12 protein-coding genes and 1 pseudogene are annotated in these 16,872 nt (G+C 56.4%); 5 read left to right on the forward strand and 8 right to left on the reverse strand.

Annotated elements, in window-relative coordinates; all coding sequences use genetic code 11:
* Positions 1 to 116: 116 nt before the first annotated feature.
* Positions 117 to 341 carry an alpha-ketoglutarate-dependent dioxygenase AlkB gene (locus K6T12_RS21895; protein WP_222224677.1) on the forward strand — a complete coding sequence of 75 codons (225 nt, stop codon included), beginning with the start codon at positions 117 to 119 and terminating at the stop codon, positions 339 to 341.
* 337 nt (positions 342 to 678) lie between these two features.
* On the opposite strand, the gene K6T12_RS19710 is transcribed toward K6T12_RS21895, so the two are convergent.
* From K6T12_RS19710 to K6T12_RS19735, 7 genes and pseudogenes are all read right to left on the reverse strand, one after another.
* Positions 679 to 6,414 carry a DUF4214 domain-containing protein gene (locus tag K6T12_RS19710; protein WP_255611930.1) on the reverse strand — a complete coding sequence of 1,912 codons (5,736 nt, stop codon included), beginning with the start codon at positions 6,412 to 6,414 and terminating at the stop codon, positions 679 to 681.
* Positions 6,415 to 6,906: 492 nt separating this feature from the next.
* A pseudogene (locus K6T12_RS21900) lies at positions 6,907 to 7,407 on the reverse strand (DUF4347 domain-containing protein); the annotation flags it as partial.
* A 262-nt stretch (positions 7,408 to 7,669) separates the two neighbouring features.
* Entirely contained in the window at positions 7,670 to 8,335 is a 666-nt protein-coding gene (locus K6T12_RS19715) for a phage tail protein (protein WP_222224663.1), read from the reverse strand.
* Between the two features lie 131 nt (positions 8,336 to 8,466).
* Positions 8,467 to 9,396: a methionyl-tRNA formyltransferase gene (locus tag K6T12_RS19720; RefSeq protein WP_222224665.1), complete on the reverse strand. Its 930-nt coding sequence runs from the start codon at positions 9,394 to 9,396 to the stop codon at positions 8,467 to 8,469.
* 10 nt (positions 9,397 to 9,406) lie between these two features.
* The gene (locus tag K6T12_RS19725; RefSeq protein ID WP_222224667.1) at positions 9,407 to 10,642 is read right to left on the reverse strand and encodes a class I SAM-dependent methyltransferase; all 1,236 of its coding nucleotides are present in this window, start codon (positions 10,640 to 10,642) and stop codon (positions 9,407 to 9,409) included.
* 3 nt (positions 10,643 to 10,645) lie between these two features.
* Positions 10,646 to 11,956, reverse strand: coding sequence for a class I SAM-dependent methyltransferase (locus tag K6T12_RS19730; RefSeq protein WP_222224668.1), 1,311 nt, complete (start codon positions 11,954 to 11,956; stop codon positions 10,646 to 10,648).
* Between the two features lie 36 nt (positions 11,957 to 11,992).
* The gene (locus tag K6T12_RS19735) at positions 11,993 to 12,712 is read right to left on the reverse strand and encodes an aspartyl/asparaginyl beta-hydroxylase domain-containing protein (RefSeq protein WP_222224669.1); all 720 of its coding nucleotides are present in this window, start codon (positions 12,710 to 12,712) and stop codon (positions 11,993 to 11,995) included.
* A 276-nt stretch (positions 12,713 to 12,988) separates the two neighbouring features.
* Between K6T12_RS19735 and K6T12_RS19740 the strand changes: the two genes are divergently transcribed.
* On the forward strand, positions 12,989 to 14,545 hold the full coding sequence (locus K6T12_RS19740) for a tetratricopeptide repeat-containing sulfotransferase family protein (RefSeq protein ID WP_222224670.1): 1,557 nt from the start codon (positions 12,989 to 12,991) through the stop codon (positions 14,543 to 14,545).
* Between the two features lie 332 nt (positions 14,546 to 14,877).
* On the opposite strand, the gene K6T12_RS19745 is transcribed toward K6T12_RS19740, so the two are convergent.
* Positions 14,878 to 15,552 (reverse strand): hypothetical protein, encoded by a 675-nt coding sequence (locus tag K6T12_RS19745; protein ID WP_222224671.1) that lies wholly within the window; start codon positions 15,550 to 15,552, stop codon positions 14,878 to 14,880.
* 304 nt (positions 15,553 to 15,856) lie between these two features.
* Between K6T12_RS19745 and K6T12_RS19750 the strand changes: the two genes are divergently transcribed.
* The 3 genes from K6T12_RS19750 to K6T12_RS19760 all read left to right on the forward strand — a co-directional run bounded on the left by K6T12_RS19750 (position 15,857) and on the right by K6T12_RS19760 (position 16,764).
* Positions 15,857 to 16,024, forward strand: coding sequence for a hypothetical protein (locus K6T12_RS19750; RefSeq protein ID WP_222224673.1), 168 nt, complete (start codon positions 15,857 to 15,859; stop codon positions 16,022 to 16,024).
* 169 nt (positions 16,025 to 16,193) lie between these two features.
* Positions 16,194 to 16,472 carry a type II toxin-antitoxin system RelE/ParE family toxin gene (locus K6T12_RS19755; protein WP_222224674.1) on the forward strand — a complete coding sequence of 93 codons (279 nt, stop codon included), beginning with the start codon at positions 16,194 to 16,196 and terminating at the stop codon, positions 16,470 to 16,472.
* Between the two features lie 13 nt (positions 16,473 to 16,485).
* A complete protein-coding gene (locus tag K6T12_RS19760) occupies positions 16,486 to 16,764 on the forward strand; it encodes a HigA family addiction module antitoxin (protein WP_222224676.1) in 279 nt (92 codons plus the stop codon).
* Positions 16,765 to 16,872 lie beyond the last annotated feature (108 nt).

Consider the following 16,872-nt stretch of genomic DNA (forward strand, 5'->3'; position numbering starts at 1 on the left):
ACAACAACGCCTCAATTTGAGGCCAAGAAAATGTCTTGGCTACAAGCAGCCTCAGAAGGTATTTGATGACTATCTGAGAGCTGCTTGAAACGGGGAGTGTTGCACTTCGGAGTTGAATTCGCGAACCTCGTGAGTTTAGGTTCAGAAACAGACTGGACCATTCGGATCAATACAGCCTTGAGCTTGCCGATGGCAGTTTGTTGATTATGGGGAAGGGCTGTCAGGAGGTGTATGAGCACGCTGTGCCAATCGACCACAAGTATCTTAATCCCCGTATTAACCTTTCTTTTCGACAATTTCGTTGGCCGTCCGGCCTGAAGCGCGATAGCAGAGTTGCTTGAAAATCGGCTATCTAACAAATCGTAGATAGAAATGGTCAATGCACCTTGGAGTGAAATGGGGGAGGTATGAGATTAACGCGCAATATCAGGCTTACCCTCCTGACCACACACACAATAGTGCAGCGCTTACGTGGATAGCCAGGCGACGTAACGGAGCGGGTTGGCGGGTGTGTTGCTGTTTGGCCGACTGGGCCAGGAAACGATACTAATGGAAATCAGCTCCAACAGCCTGGAATATCGGAAAATACTGCAATGACCTGATCCAATTGTAAAAAATGCCGGGCACAGCTGTGAGCACCCGGCATTGCTACTACGTCTTATATCAATCAGTTTACGATCACAGACTGAAATCCCACTGATCGCCTTGCAGGTACTGGCCGCTCAATTCCACAGAGGTGACAAAGGCTCCGGCGATCTGCTCGATGGTGGAGCCGTTGTTCAGTTCAGCCAGCCAGAACGCCTTGCCCTCCGTGTCCGATTCACGGCCCAGCACTGCTATATAGAGCTGCTCGAGCTGACCTTCGGTGCTCAGGCCGTCGAACTCGACACCACTGCTTGCCTGGTACTCCGCCGAGCGCAGGAACTCCAGTGCGATGCCGCCCAACGACAGCCCGTTGGCGCTGTCCTGGGTCCACCACTGGAAGCCGCCGAGGTCCGCCTGACGGCCGAGCACCTGGCTATACAGGGTTGCGACCGCCTGCAGCTCGCTGCCGTAGACCGGATTAAAACTGCCGTCGGCGAAGGTCAGTTGCTCGATATTGACCAGGGTGTCACTGTCGCTGCGGTCGTCCTTGCGGGTGACGGTTACCACGCCGTTGACCTGCACCACCTCGTAATCGGCCATGTTGCCGTCGTAGGTGGCGGTATCGCTGTCGCTACCGCCGTGCAGGGTATCGGCGCCGGCGCCGCCGAACAGGGTGTCATTGCCCGCTTCGCCGAACAGCAGGTCGTCGCCTCCTTCGGAGCCGACGGTATCGTCGCCGGCGCCGCCGTAGAGCTGGTCATCGTCTTCGCCCAGCACGATATCCTGGCTGCCGGCGCCGGCGAACACCGTGTTCGAGCCGCTACCGCCGCGGATAACTGTGCCTTCGCCCACCACCACGGCGAACTCGACGTCCTCCAGCTGCAGCTGGGTGCCGCTCGGCAGACTGCGGGTGTCGATCACCAACGCCGCCCGACTGTCGTCGTTGCCGCTGCTACCGGTGGTCTGGCTGTTGCCGCTGACCACGATCGGGCTGTCCGGCGCACTGTCGCCGCTGGTGGTCAGGGTGAGCTTGTTGACCCACAGCCGTTCGCTCTGCAGTGTGGACAGGAAGTTCTGGCCGCCCAGCAGCATATCGCCCTTGTCGGCGGCTTCACTGGTGTCATCGGCGGTTTCGTCGATATAGCGGATCAGATCGCCAAGGCTGTCGCCGGCGGTCTTGGCCTGGTCGTTGCCCTCGGCGGTGATGCCGATACCGGTCGGTATCGCCACCTTGAGGGCCGCATTGCCGTCACCTTCCTGGCGCAATGGAATATCGGCCTTGTCGCTATTGTCGGTGCCGTTGTCCTCCTGTCGACTGGTGGTCACCGGGTCGATTGTCACCGTGCTGGACGTGGTGCCATCGGTATTGGTGGTGGTTTTTTTCTTGACCGTCACGCCGTCCACGGTATCGGTGGTGGTGCCTGTGCCGGTGTTGCCGCCGCCAGAACTTGGCGGGGCGCTGACATTCAGGGTGACTGTCTTGCTGGTCGAGTCGGCGGTACCGTCGTTCACACTGAACAGGAAGCTGCTGTAACCGCTGCCGGTGCCACCGCTGGCCGGGGTGTAGGTGAGCAGGCCGGCGCCGATATCCGTCGCGCTGATATCGTCATTGAGATCGACGGCGGTGCCGTTCAGTTTCAACGTGCCTTTGTCCGGCAGGCTGTCGATGGAGATGTGGTCCAGGGCATCGCCATCGCTGTCGGTGATGGCAAAGTCGCTGCTCTGGAAGGTATAGCTACCGTTGTAAGGCACAGACTCCGTAGTGTCGGCAGTGGTGGGAGCGCTGTTGAGGGTGACGGTGATGCCGTTGGCGGCTAGGTCGGCCACGTTAACGGCGGCATCCGCACCGGCCGCCCAGTCTTCGGCGGCGGCCAGATTGTAAGTGGTGCCGGAGTCGGAGCTGGTGCCGTTCTTGTTCAGCAGGGCGTTGACCGCAAGCTTGTCGGCAGCGTTAAGGGTTACCGTAAACTTGGTGGCGGAGGTGATCTCGACGCTGTCGCTGGTGAGCATGCGAGTGCCGCCGCCCTCGCCGGTCAGGGTCAGTTTGCTGACGTTGATGTCGTTGTCGGCCCCGCTGCGCTTCAGGAAGCTGGTGCCTGTCACCACCAGGCTACCGGTCCCCGAATGGTAGGTGGCGTCGGTAATGGTGGGCACGGCCACATTGCTGACATTGACGTCGTTACCCGTGGTGTCGGCAACAGCGACGGCCGCATCGGCCCCGGCGGCCCAATCTTCCGCCGCCGCCAGGTTATAGGTGGTGCCGGAGGTGGAGGTTGGGCCGTTCTTATTCAGGAACAGGTTGACGGCCGCCTTGTCCGCCGCATTCAGCGTGACGCTAAAGCTGGTGGCGGAGGTGATCTCCACGCTGTCGCTGGTCAGGGTATGACTGCTGCTGTCCTCGCCCGACAACGTCAGTTTGCTGACATCGATGTCGTTGGTCGCACCATCGCGTTTCAAAAAGCCCGTGCCGGTGACCACCAAAGCGCCGGTGCCGGTGTCGTAGGTGGCGCTGGTGATGGCCGGTACCGGGACATTGATGACGGTAATGGCGTTGGTGGCATCGGCGGTATCGCCTGTCGTTACCTGCGTATTCCAATCATCGGCGGCGGCCAGGTTGAAGGTGGTGCCGCCGGTCGAGCTGGTGCCGGACTTGTTCAGCAGCTGGTTGACGGCCGCTTTGTCGGTGGCATCCAGGGTCAGGGTGAACGCGGTGTCGGAGGTGCGGTTGACGTCCGAGGTGCCAACCAGTTGATACGTTTGACCGCCTTCGCCGGTGAGGGTGATGGTGGAGGCATCAATATCGCTGCCGCCGCTATTTGCCTGGATATTGGTGCCGGTGACCACCAGGGTGCCGGTGGTCGCATTGTAGGTGGCCGAGGTGATTTTCGGCGCGATCGATACCGTCACCGCATTGGTGGCGTCTGCCAGATCTTCGGCATCTTCGCCTGCGGTCAGCCAGTTGTCGGCGGCAGCGAGGTTGTAGGTTGTACCGCTAGACGAGCTGGTCCCCACCTTGTTCAGCAGCAGGTCGACAGCGGCCTTATCGGTACTGCTCAGGCTGACGCTGAACGCGGTGGCCGAGGTGATTTCGACATCCACGCTATCGGTCAGCGTATACGCGCTGCCTGCGCCGCCGGTCAGCGTCAACATGCTGACATCGATATCGTTGTTATCGCCCGGCTTTTTGAACAGGTTGGCGCCGGTGACGGTCAGGATGCCGCTGTCCGAATCGTAGCTGGCATCGGTAATGGTCGGGTTGACCGCGTTGGCGACAGTGACGCCGGTTGTGGCATCTACCACGTTGAGAAACGCTGCCGCGCCGGTCAACCAGTCTTCCGCCGCGTTGAGGTTATATGGGGTTCCGTTGCCAGAGCTGGCACCGTCTTTATTCAGCAGGCCGTTGACATTCAGTTTGTCGGTGGCGCCCAGGGTCACCGTAATCTTGGTGTCGGAAGTGATATTGACGTTGCTGGTATTCGACGTCAGCGTGAAGCTGTTACCGCCTTCACCGGTCAGGGACAGCTTGGTGACATCGACATCGTTGCTGCCGGAATTGGTGACAAAGTTGCTGCCGGTCAGTACCAGTACGCCGGTGGCAAAATCATAAGTGGAGCCGGTGATGGTTGGCCCGGCGTAATTGGAGACGGTGATGGCGTTGCTGGTGGTATCGGCGATATCGGTGCTGTCGGCGGCACCGGCCATCCAGTTATCGGCGGCAGCCAGATTGTAATTTGTGGCGCCGTCGGCCGCCTGGGTACCGTCTTTATTCAGCAGTGCTTCGACATTGGTCAAGTCGGCACCGGCCAGGGTCACGGTAAACTGGGTGGCCGAGGTGACTTCGACATCGGAAGCGGAGGTCAGGGTGTAGGCTGCACCCCCTTCGCCAGTGAAAGTCAGCGTTGAAATATCAACGTCGTTGGTGACGCCATTCTTTTTGACGAAGTTGGTACCGGTCACCACCAGTGCGTTGCTTGAGGCATCGTAGGTGGCGTCGGTAATGGTCGGTATGGCAACGTTAGAAACGCTGATGCCGGTTGTGGCATCTGTGATGGTATTGCCCGCCGGGGAGCCCGCCATCCAGTTATCGGCGGCGGTCAGGTTATACAGGGTGTTGGAGGTGTCGGAATTGGCACCGGCCTTATTCAGCAACCCCTCGACATTAAGCTGGTCCGCTGCATTCAGGGTCACCGTAGCTGCCGTGGCGGAGGTGATCTCGACGGAGGCGGTGGTCAGGGTGTAGGTATTGCCGCCTTCCCCTGTGATGGTGAACTGGCTGACATCAATATCATTGTTGGCCCCGGACTCGTTAACGAAGTTGGTGCCGGTCAGTACCAGTTGGCCATTACTCCAATCATAAGTGGTGGAGGTAATGGCCGGGTTGGCGAAGTTGGAGACCGTAATGCCGTTGCCGGTGGTATCGGCGATGGTATTACCGGCCGGTGCGCCTGCCATCCAGTCTTCCGCTGCGGCCAGGTTGTAGGTGGTGTTTGCTGTCGCCGAGGTGGTGCCGTTCTTGTTCAGTAGTGCTTCGACGTTATAAATATCAGCGCCGGACAGGGTGACCGAGAAGCTGGTGGCAGAGGTGATTTCAACGTTGGAGCTGGCCGCCAGGGTGTAGGTGGAACCGCCTTCACCGGTGACGCTCAGCTTGGTCAGGTCCACATCGTTGGTGGCACCGGATTGCTTCACGAAGTTTGTGCCGGTGACTACCAGAACGCCGCTATCGTAATCGTAAGTTGCGGAGCTAATCGTCGGGTTGGCAAAACCGGACACTGTTACGCCGGTGGTGGCATCGGCAATGGTATTGGCGGCCGGGGCCCCCGCCATCCAGTCTTCCGCGGCGTCCAGATTATAGGTGGTGCCTGCCGTTGCCGAGGTGGTGCCGTCTTTGTTCCACAGCGCTTCCACTTCCACCACGTCGGCGGCACTCAAGGTGATGCTGGCCGAGGTGTCGGATGTGATCTCGACGTCGGCACTGTCGGTCAGGGTATAGGTTACCCCGCCTTCGCCGGTTACCGTGAACTTGTTGGCGACAATGTCGTTGGTGGGGCCGGAGGCGTTGACGAAGTTGGTACCGGTCAGGGTAATCACGCCGGTGCCGTAATTATAGGCGACGCCGGTGATGGCCGGCTCGGCGTAGTTGGAGACGGTAATGCCGTTGCTGGTGAGGTCGGCTACATTGACGGAGGCATCGGCACCGGCTGCCCAATCTTCGGCTGCCTCCAGATTGTAGTTTGTGGTCCCGTCGGCAGCCTGGAGGCCATCTTTGTTCAGCAGTGCTTCGACGTTGTAGAGGTCGGCGCCGGAAAGCGTCACCGTGAAGGTGGTGCCGTTGCTGACTTCGACATCGGACGCGGAGGTCAGGGTATAGGTTGATCCCCCTTCGCCGGTGAAGGTCAGTTTGGATATGTCAATATCGTTGGTGGCGCCGGACTTTTTCAGGAAGCCGGTACCGGTGACCACCAACGCGCCGGTGCCGTAGTCATAGGTGGCGCTGGTAATGGTCGGGGCCGGCACATTGGAGACGGTGATGCCGTTAGCGCCCGTGTCTGAAGCACTGCTACTGTCTGCGATAAAGCCTGCTGCTCCATCGATATCGAATGTTGTACCGCTGGTGGAGGAGGTGCCATCCTTGTTCAGGATCTGGTTTATGGCGGCTTTATCCGTAGCGGACAGCGTCAGGGTAAACTCGGTGGCGCTGGTGATCTCAACATTGGCGGTGTCGGTCAGGGTATAGGTGGCGCCGCCTTCGCCGGTCAGGGTGAGCTTGTTGGCGATGACGTCGTTCAGCGCTCCAGCCGTTGCGGTGAAATCCGTGCCGGTGACCACCAAGGCGCCGTTGGCGGCGTCGTAGGTGGCGGAGGTGATGGCGGGCGTTGCCGCCGCATCTCCCTGAACAATTTCAAATACCAGGTCTAATGATGTATTCGCGGAGGAGCCAATAAAAATTGTCCCATCAGCATATGATGAAGGGCTTTCATATAGAAGTTCTTCAAGGCCAGAAGAAAAGGCAAAGGTATAAGTCTGGCCGGAGATAATCGGAACTGTGCTATCTATCGTGAACTCGTGCAGAGTATAGTCATTAGCGGTGTTAACAGTGTCTGCAAAATTAACGTTTTTTGAGTACAGCGAAGCTCCGCCAATGCCTGCACCAGAAAAGATACTTAATGTGTCGGCGTTAGTGCCGTTTGAAGCAACTTTAATGCTTTTCAGAATACCTGTTTTTGTTGCAACAAACGATTGGCCAGGTGAGTGACCGCTAGTGGTAGTAGTGGCAGAACCATCACTATTATCAATAGTGACATCGGCTAATTGATGTCGCCAAACTTCTTGAACATCCGGTGTGGCAAAAACAGGCTGGCAGATGATCCCCGCAGTTTCAGCGAGACTCCAGCTAGCTCCCAGACTGTTATGACCCACAGCTTCTGAAGATGCAGCGACATTACAGTTTGTAGCAAGCGCTATTTTTTTTATCAGCGTATGACCGACTTCGCTTTGCCCGGTTTCACAACCATACAGCAGAATACCGGCATCTTCGGCCATCGCTGTTGACCAGCTGACCAGCTGATCCCAATACTGATTCAGAGTATCGTTGGATAGTACTGTATTACTGAAGTGCAGCTGACCGGGACTACCGTGGGTCACAATATGCAGCGCTGTCAGTGCCTGATGGCTGCGCAGATGCTCGGTTATCTGTGTAATCGCATCCGTATAGTTGTTCAGGTAAACCGCCTTTATATGTGGAGGCAGGTGCTGCAACAGTTGCTCTGGCTGGGGAACGGTCGGGTCAACAAACAGAAGCTGGGTATGGATGGTACGCATGATAGTTCCTTTAATCTGCAAGCCCGTTAGAAAACGTTAGCTCTTATCCATTTTGACAGAGAAGGTTAGCGCCTAATATTAGATGCTTTGCATCGTAGCATGGGCGGGAGACAGCGTAAAACGGATGTGGTGGTATTAGGCATCGTTTTGTGATAAGTGTCTGATGTTTAGTAAGTCACGGTTTGAGGCTGTTTATCGGTATCTTTGATGAACCTCTAAAATCAGCCCATAGCGGCTATACAGCTATGGGCTGATGGAGGGATCAGTTGCGGCTTGGGAATATGCCATCCATTGCGATGATGTAATTCATCCCAATCGAGGGTTGAATAATCGGGAAAGGCACTCCGCTACCGGTGTTATTAACAGTTACGGTGCCACCGGTGATTCCGCCACCGCCGCTGCCATGAAGCTGCACATCAACTTCAATGGCGTCCTCCGCGAGTGTGGTTGATGACCCCGGGCTATGGCTATAGGCGTGAATCGGGTTTAAGCCGGCGTCGGGAATCTCTGCCAGGTATCTATTGACAGGATCACTGTACTTCCCAGTACTTGAGTTTACTTTCATGACTGCGGTTGCAGTTGCGGTCATTCCACCGCCATCACCGCTACCACCACCTGTACCGGTAAAGATCGCATCGTGACTGTGAGGTGGCATATGAGGTATCCCCAGTTGTACCGTCTCTAATCCATATATCGCTCCCTGAAAAATGTTGGTCAAGCCTGGACCTTGGCCCAGGCCAACTGGCACACGGCTTCGCATATCCGGCAGGCAAAATGTGGTACGGCCATCGCCACCCCATGTGGTGCCCATAATGGCGAACAGAGCCTGGAAATCGCTGATTTGAATTGTCTGACCTTTACAATAACTCCAATTCCTGGGGGAGAAGTTGCCTCCAAACATAATCATGCCACCCATGAAAAAATCCATATAATCTCTCCTTCATCTGAATCGGCTGCCTATATGTCGTTGGCAGCCGGGATTGTTTTGGAGGCGTTCCATGGGACTGCCGGTTGGCCTCCGCTTGACCTTGTGATGGCTCACAACGGTTAATAGCTTTGTTACTGGAATCGCATACCCGCCGACAGCAGGCAGGTATGCGCAAAACGGTAGCCGTCAAAAACACCGTCGTTGTTGGCGATAATGTCCAGCCGTACGCTCTCTTCTTTCAGGGCAACAATCAGTCCCTGCTCCGGCGATAGGTGAATAATCGTGCCGGGTGTGACGCCATAGGCCGGCTGTGATGCCGGGCTGGCCTGCAGCAGCTGGGCCTGGCCCTGTCCCATCACCAGCCTGGCACCGCCGTGTAGCGGGTTGCCGGCGCGTACCTGATTGCACAGCGCTGTGGCGGATACCTCGCGCCAGTTGATCAGCAGGTCCTGTTCAGCCACTCGCGGGGCGGTATGGAGGGCTTCAGCTGCTTGTGGTTGGCCCTTAAGTTGATCCGTCTGTTCGAGCTGACTGAGCAGGCTGTCCAGCATCGCAGGCAGCTGTTGTAGCAGGTTGCTGAATACCCGATTGGGGGTGTCGTAGGGGCCTATATCGAACGGCTGTTGCGCCAATATCGCGCCGGTATCGAACATCTCTTCCAGTCGGTGCGCGGTGAGCATTGAGTGGGTTTCACCGTTGCGGACCTGCCAGTAGATCGGGTCCGGTCCCCGATACTCCGGCAGTGCCGAACCATGTAGATTGATCATGCCGTATTTGGGGGTGTTGGCTGCAGTCATGGGGATCTTCTCGCCGCAGCAGAACACCAGTCCCAACTCACTTTGCCAGGCGGTCAGCGCGGTGATGATGCCGTCGGCATCGCCGGGCAGGCAGTATTGCACCGGGATGCCCGCCTGTTTCAGCTGGCTGTCCATCATCTGCTTTTCCTGATCCCACTGACCGAGCAGCAGAACACCGGCCAACTGCTGACGTTGTGCCAGTAGGGAGGCCAGTGGCAGGCCGGTACCGCCTGAGGTCAATACGGTGATCTTTAATTCGTTCATGCGGGTGTCCTCAGGCGATGGTGGGCAGGAAACCGGGGGTGCCGGTCAGCTTATAGTAGAACTTCAGCTTGTCGCCGCTTTTCGCCAGCAGGTCGTCCGGTTCGGGGACTTGGGGGACAAAATCGATACAGAGCGACAGGTCGTACAGCGGATGGCTGATGCCGGAGTCGTATTCCAGAATCTGTTCCTGGCCGAAGGTGGTGGCGGTGACGCTGAGCAGCAGGCTTTGCTTGTTGATATTGCTGACGCCGGTCGGAATCCGCACCTGGTTGCACTCCACCAGTTCCGCGCTGTCGCCCAGCGGGATCACATTCAGCTTGCGCAGAGAGTCCAAGGTCAGGGTGAAAATTTCGCTCAGCGGCGTGCGTGCCGCCTGAATGGCCGGGTCCATCAGGCTGGAATGGGTGCGCTCCTGGTCCGACCACTGGTCGACATACTCCCGTTGCCCCTCGTTCAGCGACGCAGTCACGGAGATTTTTTCCGGAATCATGATCGCGTCCGGACTTAAAAAACGGCTCAAATGACGGGCAAAGGCGAGATGGCCTTCGCGGGTGAAGCCGTGTTGCAGGGCCTCCATCACCAGCACGTCAATGGGCTGCTCCGGTTGATAGTCCATCACATCCTGACAGCGGATCTCGTGGATATAGCCGCGAAGATCGAGATCATCCACCAGTTGGTTCAGCACCTTGACGGCCCCCGGCTGGAGATCGATCAGGGTGATGCGCAGCTGCTGCGGGCCTATGTCACGTTGCTGGTAGTAGCTGATCAGCGGCAGCAGCAGGGGGGCAAAGGGGCCGCAGGCGGGATAGAGCAGGTGGATGGGGTGGTTTGCTTCGCGGCTGGCCAGGGCTTGATCGATGCCCCGGATAAAGGCTTTGACGCGGTAGATGTCGTTGACGGTATGGATCGCATCTTTAACCGCCATCACCAGGCCGGTAGCGTTAATGAAGGCGCTGTTGTTTTCAGACTCGGTCAGTTCCGCTTGGGCATAGCTGGTTGCCAGTTGCGCGTTGGCCTGGGCAAACTGCTGCACCAGCTGTTGATGGTCTGCATCGGGCTGATGCAACAGCAACTCCGTCAGTGCCGCCATCGCGGTTTTGAGGGCTGATTGGTGTTCGGGTTGCTCCGCGTCGCTCATGCAGGCGTGCAGTTGCTCGCGCAGGGATTGGTTGAACAGTTGCTGCAACCCTTTATCGATGGCGCTGGGTTGCGCGGTGGCAAAGACCGGTTTCAGTGTTTCGCTCATGAATCAGTTGTCCTGAGTCGTATTGTGGGGCACCCGCGGTGCCTGTTTTATTTTTTGGTTGATATGGTTGATCCTGTCGGCTGTGAACAGCCCCGGGTTACAGGCATGTAGTCCAGTTTGAAAATCCTCTGCTGTATCACTCAGGTACAGCAGCTGCAGTACTTTGGTACTGTCGAGTTGCAGTGCGTTTAGTAGGTGTTGATCGAGGGGCCACTCCTGTCGGTGCAGGTCTTTATCCAGCTGCTGCTGTTTGTTCAGTTGCGCCTTATGCCACATCCGTTTCAAGTGGAGGATGCCGAGCAGGCTGGTATCCGAGCTGTCGGGCAGTGGTTGTTCCGCTAAACAGGGAGCACGGCGGTAGTGGAACCTGAACTTTGGATAGGTGCCGGTATGGTAGCGGCACTTCAGACGGCTGCCGCCCAAGGGGTTGGCGTTCTTGATCCGTTTGGGTAGCGTCAGCGAACTCTGGTTTTCGGTCAGGCGATGCCCTGCGTAGACGGTAATGTCGGTGGTGAATTTGATATCCCGCAGTTGTGAAGGGTGCTCAGGAATCCGTAATTGAGCGGCCAGCATGCTGCGGTCACCTGCGTGGAGGCGACATGCCGTCTGTTGGTCCAGGCTGAAAACAGGTCCAAGGTATTGCTGGTCGGGTTCGCCTGTTTGGTTGCAGAGCCAGGCATTAATCTGAATTCTCTCGGGTATTAAGTGGCCAGACGGCTTCAGCCAACGGCTCAGGTGGGTGAAAATAGCGACCTGGGGTTCCTGCTCCAGCATCGCTTTCATGGTTTCCGAGACGATCAGGTCGTATTGGGTTTTCGCCGGTGCTTGCCACTGTAGGATATCGACACATTGGATTGTTCGGATGTGGTCTCTGACCTGCAGTGCGTCAATGAGTGTGCCTAGCGCCTCCAATGACTCCGGGTGAATGTCCAGCAAGGTAACCTGAATCTGCTCTGCGCTGAAGAACGGGAGCAACGGTATTACCAGCAAACCAAAGGGGCCGGTACCGGCGTAAAGAAGCTCGACCGTCGACTGTGATTGCAGCTGTTCCTGAATGGCCTGATAGGTGCCGCGCAGAAATACCTGGGTACGCATGTAATCTTCCGCACATTGCGCGGCGGTGGTCATGGAAACTGCTTTGCCATGGACGGTAAGTGTGGCGTCTTCATCCTTAAACATGTCTGGATGGAGTGTGACCCCGGTGGTTTCACACAGCTGGGATATCAGGTCCTGAACTTGCTGGCGATTGCCTGATATTTCAGGGCGCGCGCTTGTCAGCAGATTTTTTATTGTTGTTATTATCGTCTTTGACATCGTCGGTAATCCTTTACTCGCACTTTTCGTTGGAGTCTAACGGTGCCTATTCGATTGCCAGATCGATCGAATTCTTTGCGCAATTGCTATCCCTGCCGGGGTGTCCATCGTTTCCAGCTGTGCAATTACCTGTGGCGCGTTCTCATCGGTGATGCTGGGGTCGCCATATTTATAGTGTTCAGCTGCTTCCTGATAACCTGCCGCGTGAAACAGGTCGGACAGCCATGCATTAACGGTGCAGTCCACCACCAGATGAATGCGGTCCAGCGGACTGTCATTGCTGACCTGGTGGGGGTAGTTTGCATTCATGTACCAGCACTCACCCTGACCAAAATGCACCGTATGATCGTCAATGGTGAAGGTCACATCCGGGTGGGTTTGCATCGGGATATGCAAACGGGCGCAGCCATCCTTAAAGGACAGAGCATTGTCGGTGTGCCGTTTGATCTCTTCGCCTGCTGCAAGAGACATCAGGCGGGCAGAGTGAAGGGGACACTTCAGTTGGGCCAGTACGTCCGGCAGGTAATCGCATGCTGTCAGGTAACAGGTATCGGCGTAGCGGGTTTGGTCCATATTGGAGACCGCGATGGTCTCGAGGCAGCCATCGACGGAGCGCAGGGGAAGTGCGCGCCAGCCACCGTTATGGGCGCGCTGGTTTATATGCTGCAGCCAGTTATGGGGCTGCAGTCGCTTGAGATCCGCATGTAAGCGCGCTGTATCGAATGTCAGAGGCAGCTTGAGATAGCGATCAGTCATTACGAATCCTTTCGTACAACTACAATCCGATGGGTATGTTATTGATAGCCTATTCGCTTAGGGAGTTCAACCAGGAGACTGCCGGGCATTGCTCCATAACCTAGCCGAAATTCAGACGGGTTCCCTGTTGACTCTGCATATGATGAGATGGTGCTGGGTACAAGCGGATTGGGCCTGGAAATAATGTCACATACGGGAAGTGGCGAGATAAACAATCTGAGACGAACGATAGACTCAGATTCAGGCCCCCTCCGTTCATTTTTATAGGATGTAAAGATGCCGAACGTACAGGATATGCTTAAGTTGGCGCGGCAATGCGAGCAGGCTCATCAGGAACGGCAGGCTGAAGAGATCTATCGAAAGATCCTGCAGCTTGAACCGGGCCAGCCCGTCGCTTTGCACCTGCTGGGGCGGATTGAGATGCGCAAAGGCAATCTGGAGAACGGTGTTGCCTGCATCCGGGCAGCGGCTGCCGCCGATCCGTCTAATGTCAGTGCCTACAATGACCTGGGCGCTATCTTCAAATCGAGAGGCGAATATACGCTGGCAGAGGCCGAATACAGAAAAGCGCTCGCGCTGGACGACGGCAATGAGCCGGCTTTAAACACGGTCGGTGATATGCTGCTGGCCAGGGGGAATTTCGAGCAGGCCGCTGTCTTCCTGAGAAAGGCATTGGCTATCAATCCCGGTAATTATGCGGTTGCAAATAATCTGGGGGTTGCCTTGCGCAAGGCGGGCAGCTTGCAGGCAGCGGCGGACGCCTTTGAAAAGGCGGTTTTAATAAACCCTTATGAGGGCAGCGCTTACCTTAACCTTGTGCAGATTGAACCTTGTCTTGGCTCCGCACAAATTGACATGGTTGAGGCTGTTCTGTCACAGGGATCTGTGCCGGGGCAGAGTCAGGTTTATCTGAATTTCGCGTTAGGTATCGTTTACAACAGATTACAAAAATACGACCAGGCTTTTTTCCGTTACAAGCAAGGGAATGATATACAGCGTCAGCTGATAGGCTATCAACATGGTTTGAGCCTGGATTTTCTGCGCTCCTTCGAGTCATGCTTCGATGATACCTATTTCAAGGCGCGTGCTGGAGAAGCTGGTTCGGCTGAGTCGCCCATCTTTATTATTGGTATGCCGCGCTCTGGCTCTACCCTGGTGGAGCAGATACTGGCGACTCATGGCCGGGTCTACGGTGGTGGCGAAACGGTTGTGCTGGACCAGGTGCTTTCCAGGTATATCGATTCCGGGAATTTCGCGGCGTCCCTGACTGCGATTGCAGATGTCGATCTCAAGGTGTCGGCGCGAGCGTATATGGATGGGCTACGGGGACGCTTTGGCGACCATGAATTTATCACCAACAAGAAGCTGGATAACTACCTGTATCTAGGCGTTATCGCCTTGATGTTTCCGAATGCCAAGGTGATCCACTGCAAGCGGGATCCACTGGATAACTGCCTTTCCTGTTACTTGAACTGGTTTTCTACTGGTCAGTACTTTACCTACAACATGCAGGAACTGGGTGAATATTATCGGGCGTATGAGCAGTTAATGGAGCATTGGAAAAGGGTGCTGCCACTCCCCATGCTCGAGGTTCAATACGAGGCGCTGGTTGAGCGGCAGGAAGCCGTTAGTCGACAGATTCTCTCGTTCTGTGAGCTTGATTGGGATGCCGACTGTCTCCAGTTTTATAACAATGTGCGCGAAGTACATACCCTCAGCGATCAGCAGGTGCGTAAACCCATCTACCGGTCTGCAGTCGCGCGCTGGAAGCACTATGACGGGCATCTGGACGCGCTAAGGCAGGCGTTGGGGCTGGAGGACCAATCGATCTAGTTGCATCAAGCCAAGCAGCGGTTGACCACCTCTCGCAGATAAATCATGGGTGTTGCGCTTCAAAGTGTTGAAGTGCCTGTCGGTGTTTGGCAGGCTGAGGCTCGTAAAGTCTATTCCGGCTTGCCAAGGCGGATTGCTGCATGATCCGCATGGACACTAAAAGCGTGCCCACCCTACATGGATGCAACGGGCGTCAGAACATGCGCGGCAGTCCCTGTCTTGAGGCGGTGGGGAGAACGCCGTATATCCGACGGCGGCGTCCCGGGTGACGTCCTCTAGGGGCTAGACCCGGCAGGCAAAGCGTCGATAAACCATCCGCCCCGCAGATAGCCTCAACCTGTCTGCAGTCGATAGCACAGCATCCGACGCAACCACCAATCGCTCCGCACCAGCGCCTCGTTGACGATCGCTTGCTCCCGGTCGTTGCCGTAGCAGGCTTGAGGCGGCGCTTCGGCAAGGTGGGGCAGCTGCCGGGCGAACTGTTCACGACAGTTCCGGTGATGGGCGCTATAGTTGGCGGATTCAGCCTCACCGGCTAACGGTACCTTCAGCGGAAAAACCGGCAGCTGCGGACAGAGGTAGAACAGCAGGTAACTGGCGGCAGCCTGATGTTGTTGGCTGTCCCCTAGTACCTGAACTGCGGCCTGTTCGACCAGTTCGATCGCCAGCTCATGGCGTTCCTCATGCGCGAGCATCTCCAGGCTTTCCCAACATTGCTCCAGTTCGCTACGAATAAAGCTGTCCAGGTTACCGGCAAGCCGGGTGTTGTCGATACCGGTGGGTGGCAGGCCCTGGGTTTGCCAGAGGATGCTGAGATAGGTCTTGTCGATCAGCGTGCGGCCGGCATTCAGCCACGCGTAGCGGGAGGCCCGTTCCAGGTTGCCGTAGAACAGCGTCAACAGGCCGCATTCGCTGCTGCGGGCATCATGACCGGAGCTGAATGCAGGGTGGGGGGAAGACCAGCGCACGCGCGGATCTTCATCGACCATCTGCAGGATTGATGTCATGTGTCAGCCTTCGAATGTCAACGGCCAGGCTTTTAATCGGCCGGGTTTGAAGCCAATGGCTGGAATATATATCCCGCTGATAGCGCGCCCTAGCACCAGCGCCGGCTCGGGAGTTGGTCCAAGTGGCACCGTGAGTGGGCGAACCCGAGAACCATATATTCTAAAAAGAAATATAAATATCAATATATATTCCTTTGGATGCTAATCGGAATGTTTATACTGGCTCCATCGATAGGCGGGAACTGGCCCCAATAGGCAGTAACCCCGCCGTTTTCAATCCACGCATCGAGTAGCAGGAGTCAGTATGAGCGCACAGGTTCAGCAGCAGCCGACAGCAACGCAGATCAGTAAACAGACTCGGGATGTTCAGCCGGTGGTTAAAACCACGGTGACATCTGCTGCGGAGATGATGCGGGAGAGCGGCAAGGAGCAGTCGCAACCACGCTATGACTTTGTCGGTATCGCCGGCTGACTTCTTACATTACGGACATTAAAAAACCTCCGGCTGGTGACAGTCGGAGGTTTTTTTTCTGGATGGTGTGGGCCCCGTCTGTAGGCATTGGGTGGGGCTTCCTCGGTAAGTAAAGACTCCGGCGCTATGACGCTTTGCGTCATATGATGGGCGGCGTTATAGTTGTCTCATGATCAAGACGTTCAGGTGTAAGGAAACAGAGCTGATCTGGAATGGCCGGGCTTCGCGTCGCTTGCCCCAGACGATCCAGAACGTGGCGCGAAGGAAGCTGAGGATGCTGAACAACGCCCAGTCATTGGATGACTTACGCATACCGCCAGCCAATCGTTTGGAGTTGCTGAAGGGCGATAGAGCAGGACAGCACAGTATTCGGATTAACGACCAGTATAGAGTTTGTTTTACTTGGCGGGATGGGGCTCTTGACGTCGAAATAGTTGATTACCATTAAGGAGGCGAGATCGATGTTGCCTAATATTCATCCGGGTGAGGTTCTGTTGGAAGAGTTCCTGAAACCCTTGGGTCTCAGCCAGAATGCCCTGGCGCGGGCAATTTGTGTGCCCCCGCGCCGGATTAATGAGATTGTCCACGGAAAGCGCGCGATCACCGCCGATACCGCCGTTCGCTTGGGGCAGTATTTTGGCACCTCGGCAAAATTCTGGCTGGGCCTTCAGGACGACTACGATCTGGAGGAAGCCCGGAAAACAATCAATCTCGATACGATTCGGAGAGACTGTAGATAAAACTGTGTAACTGCCTATCATGGAGCCAGCAATGGCTAAGGATAGGCAGTATGGACAAGAAGCAACTGGAGGCCTTCGCTCGCGAAGCCGCAAAATCCATCAAAACCG

Origin of the sequence: Marinobacterium arenosum (assembly GCF_019795155.1) — a bacterium.
GTDB classification, from domain to species: domain Bacteria; phylum Pseudomonadota; class Gammaproteobacteria; order Pseudomonadales; family Balneatricaceae; genus Marinobacterium_C; species Marinobacterium_C arenosum.